This is a genomic window from Pseudomonas sp. UMAB-08, from assembly GCF_900095225.1.
Lineage (GTDB): Bacteria > Pseudomonadota > Gammaproteobacteria > Pseudomonadales > Pseudomonadaceae > Aquipseudomonas.
Map to the genome: position 1 here is coordinate 1 of NZ_LT607438.1, position 20,666 is coordinate 20,666.

Sequence of the window (20,666 nt, forward strand, 5' to 3'; positions counted from 1 at the left end):
TAAAAGGAAACGCCCCGACAAGTCGGGGCGTTTCTTTTAGCCTCGGGAAACTGCGTTTTCACACAGTCTGTTCAGGCGGTTTTTTTATTAGTCGTATTCAAAGCAAGAAGACAGTGGCCAATCCCAGGAAGATAAAGAACCCTCCGCTGTCCGTCACCGCAGTAATCATCACGCTCGCCCCCATGGCCGGATCTCGCCCCAGACGCGTCAGCGTCATAGGGATCAGCACCCCCATGAGCGCCGCAAGCAACAGATTGAGCGTCATGGCGGAGGTCATGACCACGCCAAGCGACCAACTGCCATACAGCAAGTAAGCCACCACCCCGATTACACCGCCCCATATCACGCCATTGATCAGCGCGACCGCGAGTTCTTTGCGCATCAGGCGCGATGTATTACCGGTACTGACCTGGTCCAACGCCATGGCCCGAACGATCATGGTAATGGTTTGATTACCGGAGTTACCGCCAATCCCGGCAACGATCGGCATCAACGCAGCCAGCGCTACCAGTTTCTCGATAGAGCCCTCAAACAAACCGATGACGCGCGAAGCGATAAAGGCGGTGATCAAATTGATCGCCAGCCAGGCCCAGCGGTTGCGCAAGGACTTCCAGACGGAGGCGAAGATGTCTTCCTCTTCGCGCAGACCCGCCATGTTGAGGACTTCGTTTTCGCTTTCTTCACGGATCAGGTCGACCATTTCATCGATGGTCAGACGCCCGATCAGCTTGCCATTCTTGTCCACCACTGGCGCTGAAATAAGGTCATAACGCTCAAAGGCTTGAGCCGCATCGTAGGCGTCTTCATCCGGGTGGAAACTCACCGGATCGCTGGCCATCACTGCAGCCACCTGTTTATCGGGATCATTGACCAGCAAACGCTTGATCGGCAGCACGCCCTTGAGCACACCGTCGTAATCAACCACGAACAGTTTATCGGTATGCCCAGGCAATTCTTTGAGGCGACGCAGATAACGCAACACTACTTCGAGGCTGACATCCTCACGGATAGTCACCATCTCGAAGTCCATCAGCGCACCGACCTGCTCCTCGTCGTAAGACAAAGCAGACCGTACGCGCTCACGTTGCTGGCCATCGAGGGCCTCCATGAGCTCATGGACAACGTCACGCGGCAATTCAGGTGCAAGGTCAGCCAGTTCGTCGGCGTCCATCTCTCTGGCAGCAGCCAGGAGCTCGTGATCGTCCATGTCGGCGATCAGTGTTTCACGGACAGAATCGGAAACTTCAAGAAGGATATCGCCGTCGCGCTCGGCTTTTACCAACTGCCAGACCGTCAGACGTTCTGCGAGGGGCAAGGCTTCGAGGATGTAAGCGACGTCGGCAGAGTGAAGGTCATCGAGTTTGCGTTGCAACTCGACGAGGTTCTGCCGGTGAACGAGGTTTTCTACGCGGTCATGATGCTGACCTTCCTGACGATGAGTCAGGTCTTCGACCACACGCTGACGATGCAGCAGCTCAACAACTTGAGCGAGGCGATCTTGCAGGCTTTCTTGTGTTTTTTTTACTTCTATTTCGGTCATAGGCGAACTCCACTCCCAGCAGCGGAGTACGCCGGGGAGATCAATCAGTCAATTCGTGATTGGTAAAACGTAATTCTGAGTAACTACTGGGTAAGTCCATGGAAGTATTCCACAAGCCCCGGCGGGGCTGACGGGCGCAATGATACACCGCTTGAGAGCATCGCACGCTACAAAATCTTGGCAAGAACAAGCGCTTGCGCGACAAAATTGAATCAATACATGTACGACGTTACATCCCGAGAAGAAAGCACGCGCCCTGTCAAATAAGCATGGACTAGCCTTGAAGACAGCTGTCACGGAGGACGCTGAATGCCCGCCACTGCTCGAACACCCCTATTGCTTGCCCTGCTATGCCTTCCCCTGCCAACACTGGCAACAACCGTTCAACGCTGCGAAGACGCCCAAGGGAATATCACTTTCACGTCCCAGGGCTGCCCTAGCGGTCATAGCCTGCTCCTGCAAAGCACCTATAACGCACCACCAGGCAACGCAACCCATCTGCTGCCCGAATCTACGCCCTCCTCAAGACAGGTCCTGGCGCCATCGGACAATCGCCGAGCACACAAAGAACTGGTAGTCGTCGGCCAGAGAGACGACGGGTGCGAAAATCAAGTGAGTAGCGAACAACGGCGGCGGGCGATCATCAATCAGCGAGTCCGAGCAGGCATGAGTTTCCGGGATGTGGAAAGCTCACTGGGCAAGCCGGATAAAATAGCCAAACGAAACGGAGAAACCCGCTATCACTACAGCGAAAAGAAGGGCCGCAGCAATCAGGTTGTATTCGACGAGAACGGATGCGTAAAGGGCAAACGCCAGAAAGCAAAAAGCCCGCATTAAATGCGGGCTTTTTGGTGTTTGGTGCACTCGACAGGATTCGAACCTGTGACCGCTCGGTTCGTAGCCGAGTACTCTATCCAGCTGAGCTACGAGTGCAATTGGCGTTTGATAAACCAGACCACCGCTGGTTGAAGCAAGTTGCTTACATCACTGTAAACAACCCTTTAAATGGTGCACTCGACAGGATTCGAACCTGTGACCGCTCGGTTCGTAGCCGAGTACTCTATCCAGCTGAGCTACGAGTGCATTTGTTGCCGCGCATTATAGATCGTTTAATCATTTCGTCAAGCACTTTTGCGAGTAAATTCAAACACTTACCGCTCAAGCCAGATTACAACGCCCTACATAAATAATGGCGGAGAAGGGGGGATTCGAACCCCCGACACCCTTTTGAGGTGTACTCCCTTAGCAGGGGAGCGCCTTCGGCCACTCGGCCACCTCTCCGCAACACGGGGCGTATAATAACCGCCTTTTCCCCGTTTGCAAAGCCAAAAATTCAATAAAAATTAATGGCTTGGTTCCTGGTCCTTCTCTTTCTTGATACGCAGGTAAATTTCCTCACGGTGAACAGCCACTTCTTTGGGGGCATTGACACCAATTCGTACTTGATTACCTTTAACGCCGAGCACGGTCACTGTGATTTCACCATCACCAATGATCAGGCTTTCTGCGCACCGACGAGTCAGAATCAACATACTTTTCTCCTCACGCACTACTTTCAGGGACAACAGTCTGCAAAGCTAAAACAGCATTGGCCTACAACAAAATGAGCAATAGACCTACACCTGAGTATTGACTAGCGCAAAGAAAAGAACAGCCTTCCTACGCAGATCAAAAAAACGAAAGGCGCGGATCAACCGCGCCTTTCGGGCAACGCATCACTCGCCCTGTCGGGCCGGAGCGTCCAATTCAAACGCCGTGTGCAACGCACGCACTGCCAGCTCCAGGTATTTCTCTTCGATAACCACGGACACCTTGATTTCAGACGTCGAAATCATCTGGATGTTGATGCTTTCCTTGGCCAGCGATTCGAACATACGGCTGGCGACACCCGCGTGCGAACGCATGCCCACACCCACGATCGACACCTTGGCGATCTTGGTATCACCGACAACCTCACGAGCGCCAATTTCACGCGCCGTGTTTTCCAGCACCAGCAAGGCGGCCTGATAGTCGTTGCGATGCACGGTGAACGTGAAATCGGTGGTGTTATCGTGCGCGACATTCTGCACGATCATGTCCACTTCAATGTTCGCGCCACTGATAGGGCCCAGAATCTTGAAGGCCACCCCTGGGTTATCCGGCACGCCACGGATGGTCAGCTTGGCTTCATCACGGTTGAAGGCGATACCGGAAATGATCGGCTGTTCCATGGATTCCTCTTCATCAATGGTAATGAGGGTGCCCGGACCCTCCTGGAAACTGTGCAGAACGCGCAGTGGAACGTTGTACTTGCCAGCAAACTCGACCGCACGGATTTGCAGCACCTTCGAACCGAGGCTGGCCATTTCCAGCATCTCTTCAAAGGTGATCTTGTCCAAGCGTTGAGCCTGCGACACCACACGCGGGTCGGTGGTGTAGACGCCATCGACGTCGGTATAGATCTGGCATTCGTCAGCTTTCAACGCAGCCGCCAGGGCCACGCCGGTCGTGTCCGAACCACCGCGACCGAGGGTGGTGATATTGCCGTGCTCATCGACGCCCTGGAAACCGGCGACAACGACTACCCTGCCCGCCTTCAGATCGGCACGAATCTTCTGATCGTCGATTTGAAGAATACGCGCCTTGTTGTGCGCGCTGTCGGTCAGGATACGTACCTGATTGCCGGTGTAGGACACCGCTGGCACGCCACGCTTGATCAAGGCCATGGCCAGCAAGGCAATGGTCACTTGCTCGCCCGTGGACACAATCACATCCAGCTCACGCGGAACCGGTTGGTCGCTGATCTGCTTGGCCAATCCGATCAGGCGATTGGTCTCGCCACTCATGGCTGACAACACAACCACCAGCTCGACGCCTGCATCGTGGAACTTTTTAACCTTGTCGGCCACCTGCTCGATTCGCTCGATAGAGCCAACGGAGGTGCCTCCAAATTTCTGTACGATTAAAGCCATCTCAAAGCAGCCTCAGCCCGTGAAGGGCGCCCATTAAACATTCAAACCCATCAAAGCGCCAAAGCCTGCCGTCAAACGGCAGGCCTGGTGGACGACTTAAACACCCTGCTCGACAAAGGGCACGGTCAACGCCAGCGCTGCATCCAGTGCACCGGCATCAACACCACCACCCTGAGCCATATCAGGACGACCACCGCCTTTACCGCCCACGGCAGCGGCCGCTTGCTTCATCAAATCACCGGCTTTGAGTTGGCCAGTCAGGTCCTTGGTTACGCCTGCAACCAATACGACCTTATCTTCATGGACACTGCCAAGCAGGATCACTGCGCGGCCGAGCTTGTTCTTTAATTGATCAACCAGCGCCAACAGGGCTTTGCCATCCTGACCGTCAAGGCGTACGGCAAGGACTTTCACCCCTTTGACATCCAGCGCGGCCGACGACAGATCGTCACCCGCGGCACTGGCTGCCTTGGCCTGCAATTGTTCGAGTTGTTTTTCCAACTGGCGGTTACGCTCCAGTACAGCCGAGAGCTTGTCCAGCACGTTGTCGCGACTGCCCTTGATCAGCGTCGCGGCTTCCTTGAGTGTGTCTTCGGCCGCGTTGAGGTAGGCCAGCGCCGCAGCGCCAGTGACCGCTTCGATACGCCGAACGCCTGCAGCAACGCCACCTTCACTGATGATTTTCAGCAACGCGATGTCGCCAGTGCGATTGGCGTGAATGCCACCACACAGCTCGACCGAGAAGTCGCCACCCATGCTCAGTACGCGCACGCTGTCGCCGTACTTCTCGCCAAACAGCGCCATGGCGCCTTTCTTCTTGGCGGTCTCGATATCGGTTTCTTCGGTTTCGACCGGGGAGTTCTTGCGCACTTCGCGGTTTACGATGTCTTCCAGAGCTTTCAACTGCTCTGGCTTGATCGCTTCGAAGTGGCTGAAGTCAAAACGCAGGCGTTGACTGTCGACCAGCGACCCCTTCTGCTGTACGTGCTCACCGAGCACCTGACGCAACGCGGCGTGCAGCAAGTGCGTCGCCGAGTGGTTCAGGGATGTGGCGTGGCGAACCTCGGCATCGACTTCTGCATTGAGCTCGATACCCACTTTAAGACTGCCTGCAGCCTGGACGCCGTGGTGCAGGAACGCGCCGCCGGTTTTGGTGGTGTCACGCACGTCGAAACGCACGGCACCCGCCGACAGATAACCGCAGTCGCCAATCTGACCACCGGATTCGGCATAGAACGGCGTCTGATCGAGGATCACAACGCCCTCTTCGCCTTCGCTCAATTGCTCGACCGCCTGGCCATCTTTATAGAGCGCAATCACCTTGGCGACAGCGCGAGTAGCGGTGTAACCGATGAAGCGAGTGGGCTCATCAACCTTGACCAGGCTGTTGTAGTCCATGCCAAACGAACTGGCCGAACGAGCGCGCACGCGCTGGGCGTCCATTTCGCGCTCAAAGCCTTCCTCATCAAGGGTCAGGTTACGTTCGCGTGCGATATCGCCGGTCAGGTCCATCGGGAAACCGTAGGTGTCATACAGCTTGAACACCACATCACCCGGCACCACGCTGCCTTTGAGTTCAGCCAGATCCTGCTCGAGGATCTTCAAACCCTGCTCCAGGGTCTTGGCGAATTGCTCTTCTTCAGCCTTGAGCACGCGCTCGATGTGCGCTTGCTGCTCGGTCAATTCCGGGAAAGCGCCGCCCATTTCCGCGACCAGCGCGCCAACGATCTGATAGAAGAAGCTGCCTGTGGCGCCCAGCTTGTTGCCATGGCGGCAGGCGCGACGAATGATCCGGCGCAGTACATAACCGCGACCTTCGTTGGACGGCAGCACACCGTCGGCGATCAGGAAACCGCAAGAACGGATGTGGTCTGCCACGACTTTGAGCGAAGGCTGCATGTCGTTGCTGCAACCGATGGCCTTGGCTGAAGCGACCAGCAGGTTCTGGAACAGGTCGATCTCGTAGTTCGAATGCACGTGCTGCAGCACGGCACTGATCCGCTCCAGGCCCATGCCGGTGTCCACCGACGGCGCTGGCAACGGATGCAGCACGCCATCGGCAGTGCGGTTGAACTGCATGAACACGTTGTTCCAGATCTCGATATAACGGTCGCCGTCTTCTTCAGGCGAGCCCGGTGGACCACCCCAGATGTCAGCGCCGTGATCGTAAAAAATCTCGGTGCACGGACCGCAAGGGCCTGTATCGCCCATGGTCCAGAAGTTATCGGAGGCGTACGGCGCGCCTTTGTTGTCGCCGATACGCACCATGTGCTCGACCGGCACCCCGATTTCCTTGGTCCAGATATCGTAAGCCTCGTCATCGCTGGCGTAGACCGTGACCCACAGCTTTTCCTTGGGCAGGTTCAACACACCGGTCAGGAAGGTCCAGGCGTAGGTGATGGCATCGCGCTTGAAATAATCACCAAAGCTGAAGTTACCCAGCATTTCGAAGAACGTGTGGTGACGAGCCGTGTAACCGACGTTTTCCAGGTCGTTGTGCTTACCACCGGCACGCACGCATTTCTGGCTACTGACCGCACGGGTGTAGGCGCGCTTTTCCTGACCCAGGAAGCAATCCTTGAACTGGTTCATCCCCGCGTTGGTAAACAGCAGGGTGGGGTCATTGCCCGGAATCAAAGAGCTGGAGGCTACACGGGTGTGACCTTGCTCTTCGAAGAAGCGAAGGAAGGCTTCACGGATTTCTGCGCTTTTCATAGATTCTTCCACGGAGACGGCGGCCAGAGGCAAGTGCAAAATGTCAAAAGAGGGTGCGACTTGCAAAGGGCCGCATTATATAGGCGTTGCGCCGTCGGTACAGCGTGTTTGTACGATAGAAACAAGCAATTGGATCGTCGGCAACGTCACCCTTTAGCGAACTCGGCAAATGCCGCCACGACCTGTTCGATCTGAATACGCGATACATCCAGGTGCGTGACCATCCGCAGACGCGCTGCGGCACTGAGCTTGATGCCCCGTTCAGCGCAAAAAGCCTTGAGCGCTTCAGCCCGATCATCAACCTGCACGTACACCATGTTGGTCTGTACCGGTTCGACCTGATAGCCCAGCCCGCGCAAACGTTCGGCCAGAAATTGGGCATTGACATGGTCGTCGGCCAATCGCTCGACGTGGTGCTCCAACGCATACAGCCCGGCAGCAGCAAGAATCCCGGCCTGACGCATACCGCCCCCGACCATCTTGCGCAAACGGCGGGCTTTGCCAATCAGTTCGGTCGTCCCGCACAACACTGAACCAACCGGGGCGCCCAAGCCTTTGGACAGGCACACCGAGACAGAATCAAAGTACTGGGTGATTTCTTTGGCATCAACCCCCAGCTTCACCGCCGCGTTGTACACGCGCGCGCCGTCCAGGTGCAAGGCCAGCCCCTGCTCATCACACAAGGTTCGAGCGGCGGCCAGATAAGACAGGGGTAAAACCTTGCCCTGCATGGTGTCTTCCAGCGCCAGAAGTCGGGTACGGGCAAAGTGGAAATCATCAGGCTTGATCGCGGCCAATACCTGATTCAAATCCAGCGAACCATCCGCCTGGACGTCCAGCGGTTGCGGCTGAATCGAGCCCAATACCGCAGCCCCGCCGCCTTCATATTTATAGGTATGCGCTTGTTGACCGACGATGTATTCATCGCCGCGCCCACAATGGGCCATCAAACCGAGCAAATTGCTCATGGTGCCGCTGGGTACAAACAGTCCCGCTGCAAACCCGAGCCGATCAGCCAGATGCGCCTCAAGACGGTTCACTGTCGGATCTTCGCCATACACATCATCGCCCAACGGCGCACGTGACATGGCGTCGAGCATTCCAGCCGTGGGCTGGGTCACGGTGTCACTGCGCAGATCAATAACCGTCACGATAGAGCTCCATGAAATGTTCAAAACCTGGAAAGTGAACGCAATAACAGTCCTGCAATCACTCATTACTGAGGCCATTGAGTACTTTATTCAAGGTAGCACGCCAAGGACCGACCACTTCGATATAAGAAAAAGTCAGGACACCCTGACTAAAGTGTCCATGCACACTCGAGAAAACTATGATAAAAAATGCGCGCCGGCAGAAATGCTGTCGGCAACGTTCTCAGGGCGGGGTGTGATTCCCCACCGGCGGTAATAACGCGACATGCGTTTAGCCCGCGAGCGCTTGTGGTGCAGGATGCTTCGGCTCCCGCCCTGACAAGGTCAGCAGACTCGGTGTGATTCCGGGGCCGACGGTCATAGTCCGGATGAAGAGAGAACGGGATTGGCACCAAAGGGCCGTATCGTGCGCATTGCCATGAACACTTTTGCATTCTGGCCATGATCTCGACGTACCCTTGAATCCCATTCGATCCAAAGCGCCCTGTTTTTTTTATAAACAGGAGTCAGAACAGATGCAACTCACCGCAATCGATAGCAAAAACAAAAGCCACCCTAACGAGCGCATCGCTTTTATCCAGGCCTGCTGGCACAAGGATATTGTCGATCAGAGCCGTAATGGTTTTGTCGCTGAAATGGCAAACCATGGCTACGCCGAGAGCGATATCGATTTCTTCGAAGTCGGCGGCGCGTTTGAAATCCCCCTGCACGCCAAGCTGCTGGCCAAAACCGGACGTTACTCAGGCATTGTCGCGGCCGGCCTGGTGGTCGACGGCGGTCTTTATCGCCATGAGTTCGTCGCTCAATCGGTTGTCAGTGCGTTGATGCAAGTGCAGCTGGAAACGGAAGTCCCGGTATTTTCCGTGGTCCTCACGCCGCATAACTTTCATGCCGGTGACGAACACCAAAAGTTCTTCTTCGAGCATTTCGTACTGAAAGGCGCAGAAGCAGCAAAAACCTGCGCGGACACCGTGAACAAGTTGCGCAGCCTGCGTCGCGCCGAGCCGCAACAGCGCGTCGCGGTTTAATCAGCAGCGCTGTCGCGCAACAAACTGGGCCTAGTTAGGAACTGACTTGTCTGCGAAAAGTAGAGGTCGCAAACAAGTCAGTTACAGACCATTTGGCTTCAAGCCAATTCTTCGCCATCACTGGGCACAATCAGAATGCCGGCGCGCAAGCCGTTCTTGACCTTGGGGTTAGGGAAGATGATACGTGCGCCCTGCTCTTCAACGACCCAGCGGGTATCAGCCAAGTCGTTGGCCAACAGAAAGCCCTGATCCAGTTCCGAAAAATTCTCGACATCAGCGGGCAGATTCAGCTTGAACGCATCGCTGTGCTTGATGATTTCCCGGGCCACGCTGAATAGCTGCAAACCGTTGAGCGGCTCGTCTTCAAGCGGCGGCTCGGTGCCCTCGATTATTTGCTTGAGGCGCTTCTCAAGCAACTGAAGGTTGACCTGCTGGTTCTGCCCAAACGGCCGCGCCTTACCCAACTCCAGGGTAAAGGACTCGGCGTCCAGTTTGTCGTAGGTATACGCGCTGAAGACAATCGATGCCTTGTTCTGCAACAACACCGCAGCCATCCCCGCCGCACGCAAACGCGCCAGCTCCAGACGTGAATGCTGACGACCTTCCTTCCATGGATACAGCGCGAATTGCTCGATCTTCGAACCACGAATCGCCGTGTGCAGGTCGTAATGCAACCGATAACGATCAGGCAGACTGAAGAAACTGGCCGCCAGACGCTCCAGCTCACAGGCCCGTAAAGCCTCGAAGCCGCTGGTCTGTTCATGGCGTCCGTTGAACAGCCGGTTCACATCCTGCTCGATATAACGCTCCCCGCGACGCATGGCCTCGGGGTTGCCGAACAGGAACAAAATACGTGCCCGCGGCTTCAGGTCGCCGCGTGCGATGTCACGAATCAATTGGTCCAACAGCTCGATAGGCGCGGTTTCGTTGCCGTGAATCCCTGCGGACAACAGCAAGTCCATGCCATTGTCCCGGGCTGCGGGCGGGCGGACTTCAAGCGCGCCTTCGCTCATCCAGCGCATACGCACGCCTTCGACAGTCAGTTGAGTCTTTTCCGCTGGTTCATGACCAGCCAGGGTCAGTTCAAGCAGCTTGCCGAGAGCGAGCATACGTCGTGCTCCTTATTGAGCGGGCGTGGTATTTCAGTGATCGTGGGCGCAGTCAGGACCGTGAACGTGCTCTTCATCACCGACGTCTGCCGGTTCCATTTCCAGTTGCAGGCTGACCAGGTTGGTCGCCAAAGGACGTAACAGCAGGTTAGCGTATTCGGCGTCACCCTCTTCAACATCGACGCCAATCAGCAACTGGCCACGGCCATCGTGCTGAATCCACAGCTCTTTGCCTTGCCACATGACCGCAACACGGGTGCAAGAGGTCTCCAGCTGGGTGCCGTCGGTGTCTTCAAGGATCAACTGCAGGGTGTCGCTCATAATCGGGTGCTCTTTAGAGAGGAAAATCGCGCGCCCCGTCTTCAAGGGCGCGTACTTTCAATTGATTTGGAAGGGATAAACCGAGCCCAGTTTAAGGATTTTCGTCAGTTCATCCAGTGCCGCACGGCATTCGAGCAACAATCCGGGATCGGTCAGGTCGGTTTCGCTCATTCGATCGCGGTAGTGCTTCTCGACCCACTGGGTCAGCGTGTCGTACAAGGGCGCCGTCATGATAACCCCTGGATTGACTGCCGCCAGCTCGGTTTCGTTGAGTGCGACCCGCAGCCGCAGGCACGCTGGGCCACCACCGTTCTGCATGCTTTGCTTGAGATCGAAGACTTTCACTTCAGCGACCGGGCCATCGTCAGCGATCAATCGCTGCAAATACTGCCAGACGCGCTCGTTGCCTCGGCACTCTTCCGGGACGATGAGCAGCATTGAGCCATCGGCACGAGACAGCAATTGGCTGTTGAACAGATAGGAACGCACCGCGTCTTCGACCGCGACTTCAGCACGCGGTACGCAGATCGCACGGAAGCGCCCGCCGCGTCGACCCAGCTTGTCGTGAAGTTCAGCCAGCATGTGTTCAGTATTGAGGAACGCATCTTCGTGATAGAACAGCAGCTCACCGTTGCCCACTGCGATCACGTCGTTGTGAAATACCCCTTGATCGATCACCGCCGGGTTTTGCTGGGCGAAGACCACACCGTCTTCGCTCAGACCGTGCAAACGCGCAACGGCCTGCGAAGCTTCCAGGGTTTGCCGCGCCGGGTACTTCTGCGGCGCCGGGTAACGGGTGTCGAATGCACTGCGCCCGAACACGAAAAACTCAACGCCCGCTTGACCATAGTCGTGGCAAAAACGGGTGTGGTTGGCGGCACCCTCATCGCCAAATTGCGCCACTGCAGGTAACGCCGCGTGGTGGGCAAAGTGCTGCTGATCAGCGAACATCGCCTTTAATACGCGGGTAGTCGTCGGGTGTTCGATGCTGCGGTGGTACTTGCAATTGAGGTTGGCCGCCGTGAAATGCACCCGGCCATCAGCCGTGTCGGCGCTCGGGCTGACCGTGGCAGCGTTAGCCACCCACATACTTGAGGCCGAGCAACTGGCGACCAACAACGGCATCGCGTCTTTGGCGGCTTGCTGGATCACTTGCGCGTCGCTGCCACTGAAACCCAAAGAGCGCAGTGCTGCCACATCCGGGCGCTCCTGCGGGGCCAGCACGCCTTGGGTGAAGCCCATTTCCATCAGGGCTTTCATCTTCGCCAGACCTTGCAACGCCGCTTCCCTTGGGTTGGAAGACTGCTGGCTGTTGCTCTGGGACGCGACGTTGCCGTAGGACAAACCGCCATAGTTATGGGTCGGCCCCACTAAACCGTCAAAATTGACTTCATATGATTTCATCGGCGAGGCTCCATGGATCTGTTGTTATGGTGTAAGTTCCTGATTTTCTGCAGGAGCTGACGTGTCTGCGATAGGCCGGGGTCGCGCCCGACACGAAGGACCTTCAAGCGAAGGTGAATTCACCATATTTGCGAGCGCTTCGCACTCGATCGCAGACACGTCAGCTCCTACACCGGATCGGCGCTCAGGAAAGTTTTACACCCGGCGTCAAAGTAGCCGGCAAACTGATACGAGGCGCTTCCAGCGAGGCCACCGGGTACGCGCAATAATCGGCTGCGTAATACGCACTGGCGCGATGGTTGCCCGAAGCACCCACTCCACCGAACGGCGCACTGCTGGCAGCGCCGGTCAATTGCTTGTTCCAGTTGACGATACCGGCACGGCTTTCCAGCCAGAACTGCTCATAACGCTCTTCAGAGTCCGACAACAAACCCGCTGCCAACCCGTATTGGGTGGCATTGGCTTCCGCAATGGCCGCATCAAAATCAGCATAGCGGATCACTTGCAGCAGTGGCCCGAACAGCTCTTCATCAAGGCGATCAGTGACATCGCTGACATCCAGAATCCCCGGCGTCAGCAAGGCTGACTGCGCCTGTGGCTGGGTCATTTCCAGCAACGCCACGGCGCCATTGGCCAGCAGATGTTCCTGAGCGTCGAGCAAGGCACGCGCAGCCCCCAAAGAAATCACCGAACCCATGAAGGGTGCTGGTTGCTGATCGAACGCGCCAACTTCAATAGTGGCGGTGACAGCTACCAGACGCGCAAGCAAGGCATCGCCCCACTCGCCTTCAGGCACCAGCAAACGGCGGGCACAGGTACAACGCTGCCCGGCGGAGATGAACGCCGACTGAATCACCGTGTAGACCGCCGCATCAAGGTCTTCGACCTGATCGACAATCAGCGGGTTATTACCGCCCATTTCCAGGGCCAGGATCTTGTCCGGGCGCCCGGCGAATTGTTGGTGCAACACGTTACCGGTACGGCTGGACCCGGTGAAAAACAAACCGTCTATCCCAGGATTGGCCGCCAACGCAACGCCCGTTTCGCGCGCACCTTGCAACAGGTTTAATACACCCGCTGGCAACCCGGCCTCAATCCAGCACTTGACCGTCAACTCAGCGACTTTGGGTGTCAGCTCGCTGGGTTTGAACAGTACGGCATTGCCCGCCAGCAGCGCCGGAACGATATGCCCGTTCGGCAAATGCCCCGGGAAGTTGTAGGGACCAAAGACCGCAACCACGCCGTGAGGCTTATGACGCAGCACAGCGGTGGCGTCGCCCAACGGGCCACTTTTTTCGCCGGTGCGCTCACGGTAGCTCTGCACCGAAATAGCGATTTTATTGATCATGCTGGTGACTTCGGTGGCCGACTCCCAGAGCGGCTTGCCGGTTTCTTCACCGATGCAATGGGACAGTTCGTCCGCGTGGGTTTTCAGGCTCGCGGCAAACGCTTCAAGCACCGCGATTCGCTCGTCCAGCGAGCGTTTGGCCCAGGCTGGAAATGCCTGACGCGCAGCCTGCACGGCCGCATCGACTTGTACAGCCGTTGCGCCCTGACCGGCCCACACCACGTTCTGAGTGACGGGGTTCAACGACTCAAAATGCTCGCCCTGCCCGGCTTGCCAGGCACCTGCGATATAAAGCGTACTCATCAGATAGCCTCCCTTGCGGCGGATAAAGGCACCGCACGAACTTGATCACCCGCGCTCAATTGCAGACGTTTTGCGGTCATGGGGTCGACAACCAACGTGCCAGCAGCCAACCGTGCAGGTGCGGCGGTGATGCGGCAGTCTTCGCGCTTGCGGTTGTGAATCAGGAACGGCGTGGCGTCATCGCCCGGCGTACCGACAGCCAGCACCAGCGCCTGGCTATCGTGCACCGCACGGATCTTCGAGGTTTCGCATTCCACGGCGGGGCCGGCGTCAAAAATATCGACATAACCCTGATAGCTGAAGCCTTCGCTTTTCAGCATGGCCAGCGCAGGCTCAGTGTCGGGGTGTACACGGCCGATGATGTTGCGTGCCTCTTCAGAGAGGAAGCAGGTGTACAGCGGGAACTTGGGCATCAGCTCGGCAATAAACGCCTTGTTACCCACGCCCGTCAGGTAATCGGCCTGGCTAAATTCCATCTTGAAGAAGTGCCGACCCAGGCTTTCCCAAAACGGTGAATGCCCCGCTGCGTCGGACATGCCACGCATTTCGGCGATGATCTTGTTGCCGAACAATTTCGGGAACTCGGCGATGAACAGCAATCGCGCCTTGGCCAACAAGCGACCGTTAAGGCCAGTGCGGGCGTCGCTGCGCAAGAACAGTGAGCACAGCTCCGAGTTTCCGGTCAGATCGTTGGCCAGAAACAGCGTCGGAATCTCACGATAGATCTTCAATTCCTGAGACGCGCTGACCGTCAGGCCGACCCGATAGTTGTACCAGGGCTCACGCAGCCCCACAGCACCTGCGATGGCAGAAATCCCCACCACCTGACCGTCATCGTCTTCAAGGACGAACAGATAGTCCGCGTCGGCGCGCTCGGCCTCGCCGCGAAAGGTTTTCTCGGCCCAGCCGACTCGATGCGCCAGGCGCTCTTCATTGGCTGGCAGCGTCGTCAGGCCTGGACCTGTGGTGCGCGCCAGCTCGATCAGCTTCGGTAAGTCGCTGCTGCGTACGGGACGAACGATCATGCTATCTCCTCAACCGGACGCCCTCGGGAGCCCGCGAATCTCGCTAAACCTGCAAACCAGACACTGAATGGCCGGATCTGTTAAACCGCAACAATGCGTACGCTGGCACCTTCGCCGACGCCCAGGGCCTCGGCGGCTTCCAGGCTCAGGTTGACCGGTTTGCCCGGCGCCCAATCCAGTTCCAGCAGTACGGCGCGGTAGTCCTGCAACTGACCATTGGCAACCAGATACAGACGCCCACCCTTGCCCATTTCACCCATCTTCACAGGCACCACTCGGCTTTGGGCAATCGAGCGAATGCCGGACACTCGCGCATGCAAGGTCGGACCACCGTCGAAGATGTCGATGTAGTGATCGGTCTCGAAACCCTCACGCATCAGGATGTCGAACGTGACCTGCGCGCGCGGGTGAACCTGGCCCATGGCCTCTTGCGCGGCATCGGGTAGCAGCGGTACGTAGATCGGGTAATGCGGCATCAGTTCGGCGAGGAATGTCCGGCTTTTCAGGCCGCACAGGCGCTCGGCCTCGGCATAGTTCAGGTCGAAGAAATTGCGCCCGATGGCATCCCAGAATGGCGAGTCGCCGTGTTCATCGCTATAGCCCACGATTTCCGTCACCACCGAATCGGCGAAACGCTCCGGGTGGCTGGCGACAAACAGCAGTCGTCCACGAGAGTTGAGTTCCGACCAGTTTGTACCGACCAACTCAGGCACCACATAGAAACTGGTCAGCAGGCTATTGCCGGTCAGGTCGTGACACTGCGACAGCACGTGAATCTTGTTATGGATCTTCAGTTCACGCGACGCATGAACGAAGGTCTCATTTCGGAAACTGTAGAAGGGCTCGGAATACCCCGCCGAAGCGACGATCCCCGAACAGCCGACCAGCCGCCCGGTTTCGCTGTCTTCGAGGACAAAGAAATAGCTCTCTTCGCCGTTGAAGCTGACTTCAGCAGCAAACGATGCTTCCGAAGCCGCGATTTTGTCAGTCAAACGGCCGGCATCATCCGGCAGGGAAGTGACACCAATCGGGCTGTCTGCAGCCAGACGCTGTACTTCGCCCAGATCAGCCATTTGCGCGGGGCGCATCACCAGCATGGTGCCACTCCTTACCAGAAAAACAGGTCGACATCCGCCGACTCAGAAAAAAACACCGCGTGGCCTACAGCCCACCCAGCACGAGAAAGATGCCCGACGCCGGCCTTTATGGCTAACGCCGGGGATACAACGTTTTGTATCAAATACTCATCAAGCCTGCGTCAAGGTGGCGATGGCACGCTCGAAACGGTCCAGCCCTTCGTCGATATCGGCTTCGGTCACCACCAGACTCGGTGCGAAACGGACAACATCGGGGCCGGCTTGCAGAACCATCACGCCTTCTTTTTCAGCGGCGTTGAAGAAGTCTTTCGCCTTGCCTTTCCAGGCATCGCTGAGGACGCAACCGAGCAGCAGACCCAGGCCACGCACATGAGTGAATACGCCGTATTGCTCTCCGATGGCTTCAAGACGGGTCTTGAACAGTTCGCGCTTGGCTTTCACGCCCGCCAGGGTTTCCGGGGTGTTGACGATATCGATCACCGCTTCGGCCACCGCACACGCCAGCGGGTTGCCGCCATAGGTGGTGCCGTGGGTGCCGACGGTCAAGTGTTTGGCCAGTGCTTCGGTGGTGAGCATCGCGGCAATCGGGAATCCGCCGCCCAGGCTCTTGGCGCTGGTGAGGATGTCCGGGGTCACGTCGTAGTGCATGTAGGCGAACAGTTCACCTGTGCGGCCCATGCCGGTCTGCACTTCATCGAACACCAACAATGCGTTGTGTTCATCACACAGCTGGCGAGCACCTTGCAGGTACGCCAACTCGGCAGGAATGACGCCACTTTCGCCCTGAACCGGCTCCAGTACCACGGCACAGGTCTTGTCGGAAATGGCGGCTTTCAGCGCCTCAAGATCGTTGTACGGAACGTGGGTAATGCCCGTAATTTTCGGACCGAAGCCGTCGGAATACTTCGACTGGCCGCCCACGTTCACGGTGAACAACGTGCGACCGTGGAAGCTGTTGATCGCGGCAATGATTTCGTATTTTTCCGTGCCGTACAGATCAAATGCTACTCGGCGCGCCAGCTTGAAAGCTGCTTCGTTGGCTTCGGCACCCGAGTTACAGAAGAACGCACGATCGGCGAACGTGGCGTCAACCAGCTTCTTCGCCATACGCAGGGCGGGCTCGTTGGTGAACACGTTAGAGACATGCCACAGCTTATTAGCTTGCTCGGTCAAGGCGCTGACCAACGCCGGGTGGGCATGGCCAAGCACGTTCACGGCGATCCCGCCGGTAAAATCGACCAGTTCGCGACCCGATTGATCCCAGACTCGGGAACCCGCACCGCGCACGGGGATAAAACCCGCAGGCGCGTAGTTAGGGACCATCACCTGGTCGAAATCGGTGCGTTGCACCTGAGCATGCTCAACGGACATCGGAGTCTCCTGAAGAGGAACGCCTGCCTGAAACTGGCAAGCGATGGGAGGATTGTAAGGACTGATTTAGGTCCAGCCTTGCCGCCAAGCGACAACTTGTTACAGCGCTAAACCGTGTTTTTCCGTGGCTTTCGGCAATGCGACATATAGCGTCGGAAAAAAGCAGTTTAAACGTTTTAAGGGTGTGTCTGACATGCCGCCTTCGCGAATGAATTCCCACAGGAGATCTACGCAACGTGTGGGAGCGAATTCATTCGCGAAGGGGTCATCAGAAAAAATCAGCCGCGCTCGGAAGGCACCGATGACAACTCGAACGGGCTGCTGCTGCGGCGCTGGTTGCGGTCTTCACGCGGGGTGGCGCCGAAGAAGTTACGGTAGGCGCTGGAGAAATGCGGTCCTGATGAAAAACCGCAGGACAAGCCGATCTGGATAATCGACTTACTGGTCTGCATCAGCATTTGCCGTGCCTTGTTCAGGCGCAGCTCCAGGTAATACTGGCTCGGGACACGATTGAGGTACTGCTTGAAGATCCGCTCCAATTGCCGACGTGACACGCACACGTGTTGGGCAATCTCGTCGGTGGTCAACGGCTCTTCGATATTGGCTTCCATCAGCAGCACAGCCTGAGTCAGCTTCGGATGGCTGGAGCCCAAACGGTTTTGCAGCGGAATGCGCTGACGCTCGCCACCCTCTCGGATGCGCTCTACTACCAGCTCTTCCGACACAGCGCCCGCCAGCTCGGCGCCATGATCACGCGCCAAAACTGCCAACAGCAGATCAAGCACCGAAAGACCGCCGCACGCGGTCAGGCGATCACGGTCCCAGTCGAACAAATGACTGGTGGCGATCACTTTTGGAAAACGCTCGGCAAAATCATCCTGCCAACGCCAGTGCACTGCAGCACGATAACCATCGAGCAGACCGAGCTGGGCCAGCGGGTAAACACCGGCGGATAAACCACCGATCACACACCCGGCACGCACCAATTGTTTGAGCGCACTGCTCAACACCGAAGTCATTTGCGCCGGCGGCTCATCGGCCAGCAGAAACAGCTTCTGGCAACCTTCCAGACGCCCGGCCCAAGGCTCGCCGGGCAATTGCCAGGCGCCTTCGACCGGCGGTTCAGCTTGCAGGAACAGCAATTCGTAAAGCACTTCTGGATGGACGCGCTGTGCAACACGCAAGGCTTCCTCGGCCAGCGCCAGCGTCATGGCTTTAGTGCTGGGCCAAATCAGGAAACCAATTCGATGGGCAGTCATGGCGTACAGTCCGAAACGTTTCGCGGTTGTGGGTCGAGCATCAGTGCGCTCGATCTTTATTAAGGTGAAACCAGGTCATGAATCAAGAGAGCCGAATAATGACCTGTTTTGGTGCGTAAGGCATCGTTAAAACGTTTAGATTATTTCAGGCTGCCGGACAAGAATTGCTGAAGCCGTTCGGACTGCGGGTTAACCAATACTTCACGAGGATCGCCCCGCTCTTCCACCACACCCTGATGCAAGAAGATCAACTGGTTCGACACTTCACGAGCAAAGCCCATTTCATGGGTAACCACCACCATGGTCCGGCCTTCCTGCGCCAGCGCCTGCATCACCTTGAGTACATCGCCTACCAGTTCCGGGTCAAGTGCAGAAGTCGGCTCATCGAACAACATGACCTCCGGCTCCATCGCCAATGCACGAGCAATCGCGACACGCTGCTGCTCCCCGCCGGACATATGCCCCGGGTAAGCGTGCTTGCGGTGCGAGACACCCACCTTGGCCAGGTAATGCTCGGCCTTTTCCAGCGCATCTTTTTTCGACATGCCGAGCACATGGATCGGTGCTTCGATGATGTTTTCCATGGCCGTCATGTGTGACCAGAGATTGAAGTGCTGGAACACCATCGACAGTCGCGAACGCATGCGCTGCAGCTGTTTAGGGTCAGCGGCCTTCAGGGCGCCATCCTTGCTTGCCACCAGCTTCAGCTCTTCGTTGTTCAGCAGGATTTTGCCTGCGTGGGGCTGTTCGAGCAGATTGATGCAGCGCAGAAAGGTACTTTTACCCGAGCCGCTGGAGCCGATGATGCTGATCACATCCCCAGCCTTGGCCGTCAGGGAAACGCCCTTGAGCACTTCATGACTGCCATAGCGTTTATGCAGGTCTTGGACTTCCAGTTTGTTCATGCTTTCGGTTCTCACAAAACAGTCAGTCAGTCGCTGAGCAGGCGCCCGTGGCGGAGCGGTGTACGCCCTGCCACTTTGGCCAGCCAGAAACCAGGTTGGGCGTAACGTAGCCGTTCAGTTGCGTACAGCACGCCGGACGTGCCGGCACACACCGTGCTGACCCGATCGGACAAGGGATCGATGACTTCGAACAACGGTTCGCCGACATCAACCCATACGCCTGCGCGACATAAATAAGTCACTACGCCAGGATGGGGCGCAAAGTGCAGGTACGTGCCTTCGAACGGCATCCCTTCGCACGCCTCGTATGCAGGTTGCGGCCAGTCACCGCCAATAAAACCCTGCTCGGCAAGGAACGCCAGAATGCCTTCGGCATGTGCCTGAGCCTCATCCTTGCCAGTGTCGGCCTGCCCACCCAATTCAAGGGTCGTCGCCAGACACGCCAACAAGATCTGCGCCTCAGGAAAAATCTGTGACAGACGCAACCATGGCAGCGAACACGCTTCATCAAACGAGCTGCCGCCAGACTCCTCCGCCAGCAAGGCGACGCTCACGTTCAAGTGCGCCGACAGCGACCGCCACTGCGGCCAGTGCTGCGGCAAGGCATACATATGCAGCGCCGCTTCGGCGTCGCAATGCAGGTCCAGCACCACATCGGCGGTACAGGCATGGCTCAGGAGTAAACGCTGCAGCCCCTGCAACTCGCTGCCCGGCGCCGGTAACGCGTCCAAAGCGAAGGTCATTGCTTGACGGATCAGTCGGGTATTAGCATGCGGATCATCGCCCAACTGGCCTTTCAGCAGCTCGGCCACCGACTCGCTCAGTTCGGGAAAATCACGGTTGAAATTCTTGCCGCTGCCAAACTCGAAACGGCCTTGATGAGCACCTTGTAGCAACTGCCCCAAGCCAATGGGATTGGCCACCGGCACCAACTCGATGACACCCTTGAGCACCCCTTGCTCTTCGAGTTGCATCAGGCGCTTTTTCAGCTCCCAGGCCGTGCGCATGCCCGGTAGTTCATCGGCGTGCAGGCTGGCCTGGATATAGGCCTTGCGCTCGCCGCTGCCGAATCGGAACACGCTTAACTGACGCTCGGTGCCGAGGCTGCTCCACGGCAATGAATGATCGATACGTTGCAT

General features: G+C 57.3%; 17 protein-coding genes, 3 tRNA genes and 1 riboswitch. Of the genes, 2 read left to right on the plus strand and 18 right to left on the minus strand.

What is annotated here, in order from left to right; translation table 11 throughout:
* Positions 1 to 97: 97 nt before the first annotated feature.
* Complete coding sequence (gene mgtE, locus K0F75_RS24225; protein WP_219064500.1) at positions 98 to 1,540, minus strand: magnesium transporter; 1,443 nt, start codon at positions 1,538 to 1,540, stop codon at positions 98 to 100.
* 309 nt (positions 1,541 to 1,849) lie between these two features.
* Here mgtE and K0F75_RS24230 point away from each other — a divergent pair, with 309 nt between their 5' ends.
* Entirely contained in the window at positions 1,850 to 2,377 is a 528-nt protein-coding gene (locus K0F75_RS24230; protein ID WP_219064501.1) for a cell envelope protein SmpA, read from the plus strand.
* 19 nt (positions 2,378 to 2,396) lie between these two features.
* On the opposite strand, the gene K0F75_RS24235 is transcribed toward K0F75_RS24230, so the two are convergent.
* The 7 genes from K0F75_RS24235 to ltaE all read right to left on the minus strand — a co-directional run bounded on the left by K0F75_RS24235 (position 2,397) and on the right by ltaE (position 8,357).
* A tRNA-Arg gene (locus tag K0F75_RS24235) sits at positions 2,397 to 2,473 on the minus strand.
* 73 nt (positions 2,474 to 2,546) lie between these two features.
* A tRNA-Arg gene (locus tag K0F75_RS24240) sits at positions 2,547 to 2,623 on the minus strand.
* Positions 2,624 to 2,730: 107 nt separating this feature from the next.
* Positions 2,731 to 2,821: transfer RNA gene (locus K0F75_RS24245), tRNA-Ser, on the minus strand.
* Between the two features lie 62 nt (positions 2,822 to 2,883).
* Positions 2,884 to 3,072 carry a carbon storage regulator CsrA gene (gene csrA, locus K0F75_RS24250; protein WP_020290522.1) on the minus strand — a complete coding sequence of 63 codons (189 nt, stop codon included), beginning with the start codon at positions 3,070 to 3,072 and terminating at the stop codon, positions 2,884 to 2,886.
* Between the two features lie 183 nt (positions 3,073 to 3,255).
* Positions 3,256 to 4,491 carry an aspartate kinase gene (locus K0F75_RS24255; RefSeq protein ID WP_219064502.1) on the minus strand — a complete coding sequence of 412 codons (1,236 nt, stop codon included), beginning with the start codon at positions 4,489 to 4,491 and terminating at the stop codon, positions 3,256 to 3,258.
* Between the two features lie 96 nt (positions 4,492 to 4,587).
* Positions 4,588 to 7,206, minus strand: coding sequence for an alanine--tRNA ligase (gene alaS / locus K0F75_RS24260; RefSeq protein ID WP_219064503.1), 2,619 nt, complete (start codon positions 7,204 to 7,206; stop codon positions 4,588 to 4,590).
* A gap of 146 nt (positions 7,207 to 7,352) precedes the next feature.
* A complete protein-coding gene (gene ltaE / locus K0F75_RS24265) occupies positions 7,353 to 8,357 on the minus strand; it encodes a low-specificity L-threonine aldolase (protein ID WP_219064504.1) in 1,005 nt (334 codons plus the stop codon).
* Between the two features lie 215 nt (positions 8,358 to 8,572).
* Positions 8,573 to 8,742, plus strand: a riboswitch (FMN riboswitch).
* 130 nt (positions 8,743 to 8,872) lie between these two features.
* Here ltaE and K0F75_RS24270 point away from each other — a divergent pair.
* Positions 8,873 to 9,385: a 6,7-dimethyl-8-ribityllumazine synthase gene (locus tag K0F75_RS24270; RefSeq protein WP_219064505.1), complete on the plus strand. Its 513-nt coding sequence runs from the start codon at positions 8,873 to 8,875 to the stop codon at positions 9,383 to 9,385.
* 98 nt (positions 9,386 to 9,483) lie between these two features.
* Here the strand turns inward: K0F75_RS24270 and astE are convergent, their stop codons facing one another.
* The 10 genes from astE to K0F75_RS24320 form a co-directional block, all read right to left on the minus strand.
* Positions 9,484 to 10,494, minus strand: coding sequence for a succinylglutamate desuccinylase (astE, locus tag K0F75_RS24275; protein WP_219064506.1), 1,011 nt, complete (start codon positions 10,492 to 10,494; stop codon positions 9,484 to 9,486).
* A gap of 33 nt (positions 10,495 to 10,527) precedes the next feature.
* Positions 10,528 to 10,815 carry a topoisomerase II gene (locus K0F75_RS24280; protein ID WP_219064507.1) on the minus strand — a complete coding sequence of 96 codons (288 nt, stop codon included), beginning with the start codon at positions 10,813 to 10,815 and terminating at the stop codon, positions 10,528 to 10,530.
* A gap of 57 nt (positions 10,816 to 10,872) precedes the next feature.
* Complete coding sequence (astB, locus tag K0F75_RS24285; RefSeq protein ID WP_219064508.1) at positions 10,873 to 12,219, minus strand: N-succinylarginine dihydrolase; 1,347 nt, start codon at positions 12,217 to 12,219, stop codon at positions 10,873 to 10,875.
* A gap of 184 nt (positions 12,220 to 12,403) precedes the next feature.
* On the minus strand, positions 12,404 to 13,873 hold the full coding sequence (gene astD, locus K0F75_RS24290) for a succinylglutamate-semialdehyde dehydrogenase (protein WP_219064542.1): 1,470 nt from the start codon (positions 13,871 to 13,873) through the stop codon (positions 12,404 to 12,406).
* Complete coding sequence (astA, locus tag K0F75_RS24295) at positions 13,870 to 14,895, minus strand: arginine N-succinyltransferase (RefSeq protein ID WP_219064509.1); 1,026 nt, start codon at positions 14,893 to 14,895, stop codon at positions 13,870 to 13,872. Before astA ends, astD begins: the two co-directional genes overlap by 4 nt.
* 80 nt (positions 14,896 to 14,975) lie before the next feature.
* On the minus strand, positions 14,976 to 15,992 hold the full coding sequence (gene aruF / locus K0F75_RS24300) for an arginine/ornithine succinyltransferase subunit alpha (RefSeq protein ID WP_219064510.1): 1,017 nt from the start codon (positions 15,990 to 15,992) through the stop codon (positions 14,976 to 14,978).
* 150 nt (positions 15,993 to 16,142) lie between these two features.
* The gene (locus K0F75_RS24305; RefSeq protein WP_219064511.1) at positions 16,143 to 17,363 is read right to left on the minus strand and encodes an aspartate aminotransferase family protein; all 1,221 of its coding nucleotides are present in this window, start codon (positions 17,361 to 17,363) and stop codon (positions 16,143 to 16,145) included.
* 278 nt (positions 17,364 to 17,641) lie between these two features.
* Entirely contained in the window at positions 17,642 to 18,622 is a 981-nt protein-coding gene (gene argR, locus K0F75_RS24310) for a transcriptional regulator ArgR (protein WP_219064512.1), read from the minus strand.
* Positions 18,623 to 18,762: 140 nt separating this feature from the next.
* The gene (locus K0F75_RS24315) at positions 18,763 to 19,527 is read right to left on the minus strand and encodes an ABC transporter ATP-binding protein (protein WP_219064513.1); all 765 of its coding nucleotides are present in this window, start codon (positions 19,525 to 19,527) and stop codon (positions 18,763 to 18,765) included.
* 26 nt (positions 19,528 to 19,553) lie between these two features.
* Positions 19,554 to 20,666, minus strand: a complete 1,113-nt coding sequence (locus K0F75_RS24320; protein WP_219064514.1) for a succinylglutamate desuccinylase/aspartoacylase family protein — start codon at positions 20,664 to 20,666, stop codon at positions 19,554 to 19,556.

Excerpts from the sequence above, each read along its gene's own strand:
- mgtE (WP_219064500.1), bottom strand. The coding sequence starts at position 1,540 with ATGACCGAAATAGAAGTAAAAAAAACACAAGAAAGCCTGCAAGATCGC.
- K0F75_RS24230 (WP_219064501.1), top strand. The coding sequence starts at position 1,850 with ATGCCCGCCACTGCTCGAACACCCCTATTGCTTGCCCTGCTATGCCTT.
- csrA (WP_020290522.1), bottom strand. The coding sequence starts at position 3,072 with ATGTTGATTCTGACTCGTCGGTGCGCAGAAAGCCTGATCATTGGTGAT.
- K0F75_RS24255 (WP_219064502.1), bottom strand. The coding sequence starts at position 4,491 with ATGGCTTTAATCGTACAGAAATTTGGAGGCACCTCCGTTGGCTCTATC.
- alaS (WP_219064503.1), bottom strand. The coding sequence starts at position 7,206 with ATGAAAAGCGCAGAAATCCGTGAAGCCTTCCTTCGCTTCTTCGAAGAG.
- K0F75_RS24270 (WP_219064505.1), top strand. The coding sequence starts at position 8,873 with ATGCAACTCACCGCAATCGATAGCAAAAACAAAAGCCACCCTAACGAG.
- astE (WP_219064506.1), bottom strand. The coding sequence starts at position 10,494 with ATGCTCGCTCTCGGCAAGCTGCTTGAACTGACCCTGGCTGGTCATGAA.
- K0F75_RS24280 (WP_219064507.1), bottom strand. The coding sequence starts at position 10,815 with ATGAGCGACACCCTGCAGTTGATCCTTGAAGACACCGACGGCACCCAG.
- astB (WP_219064508.1), bottom strand. The coding sequence starts at position 12,219 with ATGAAATCATATGAAGTCAATTTTGACGGTTTAGTGGGGCCGACCCAT.
- astA (WP_219064509.1), bottom strand. The coding sequence starts at position 14,895 with ATGATCGTTCGTCCCGTACGCAGCAGCGACTTACCGAAGCTGATCGAG.
- aruF (WP_219064510.1), bottom strand. The coding sequence starts at position 15,992 with ATGCTGGTGATGCGCCCCGCGCAAATGGCTGATCTGGGCGAAGTACAG.
- K0F75_RS24305 (WP_219064511.1), bottom strand. The coding sequence starts at position 17,363 with ATGTCCGTTGAGCATGCTCAGGTGCAACGCACCGATTTCGACCAGGTG.
- argR (WP_219064512.1), bottom strand. The coding sequence starts at position 18,622 with ATGACTGCCCATCGAATTGGTTTCCTGATTTGGCCCAGCACTAAAGCC.
- K0F75_RS24315 (WP_219064513.1), bottom strand. The coding sequence starts at position 19,527 with ATGAACAAACTGGAAGTCCAAGACCTGCATAAACGCTATGGCAGTCAT.
- K0F75_RS24320 (WP_219064514.1), bottom strand. The coding sequence starts at position 20,666 with ATGCAACGTATCGATCATTCATTGCCGTGGAGCAGCCTCGGCACCGAG.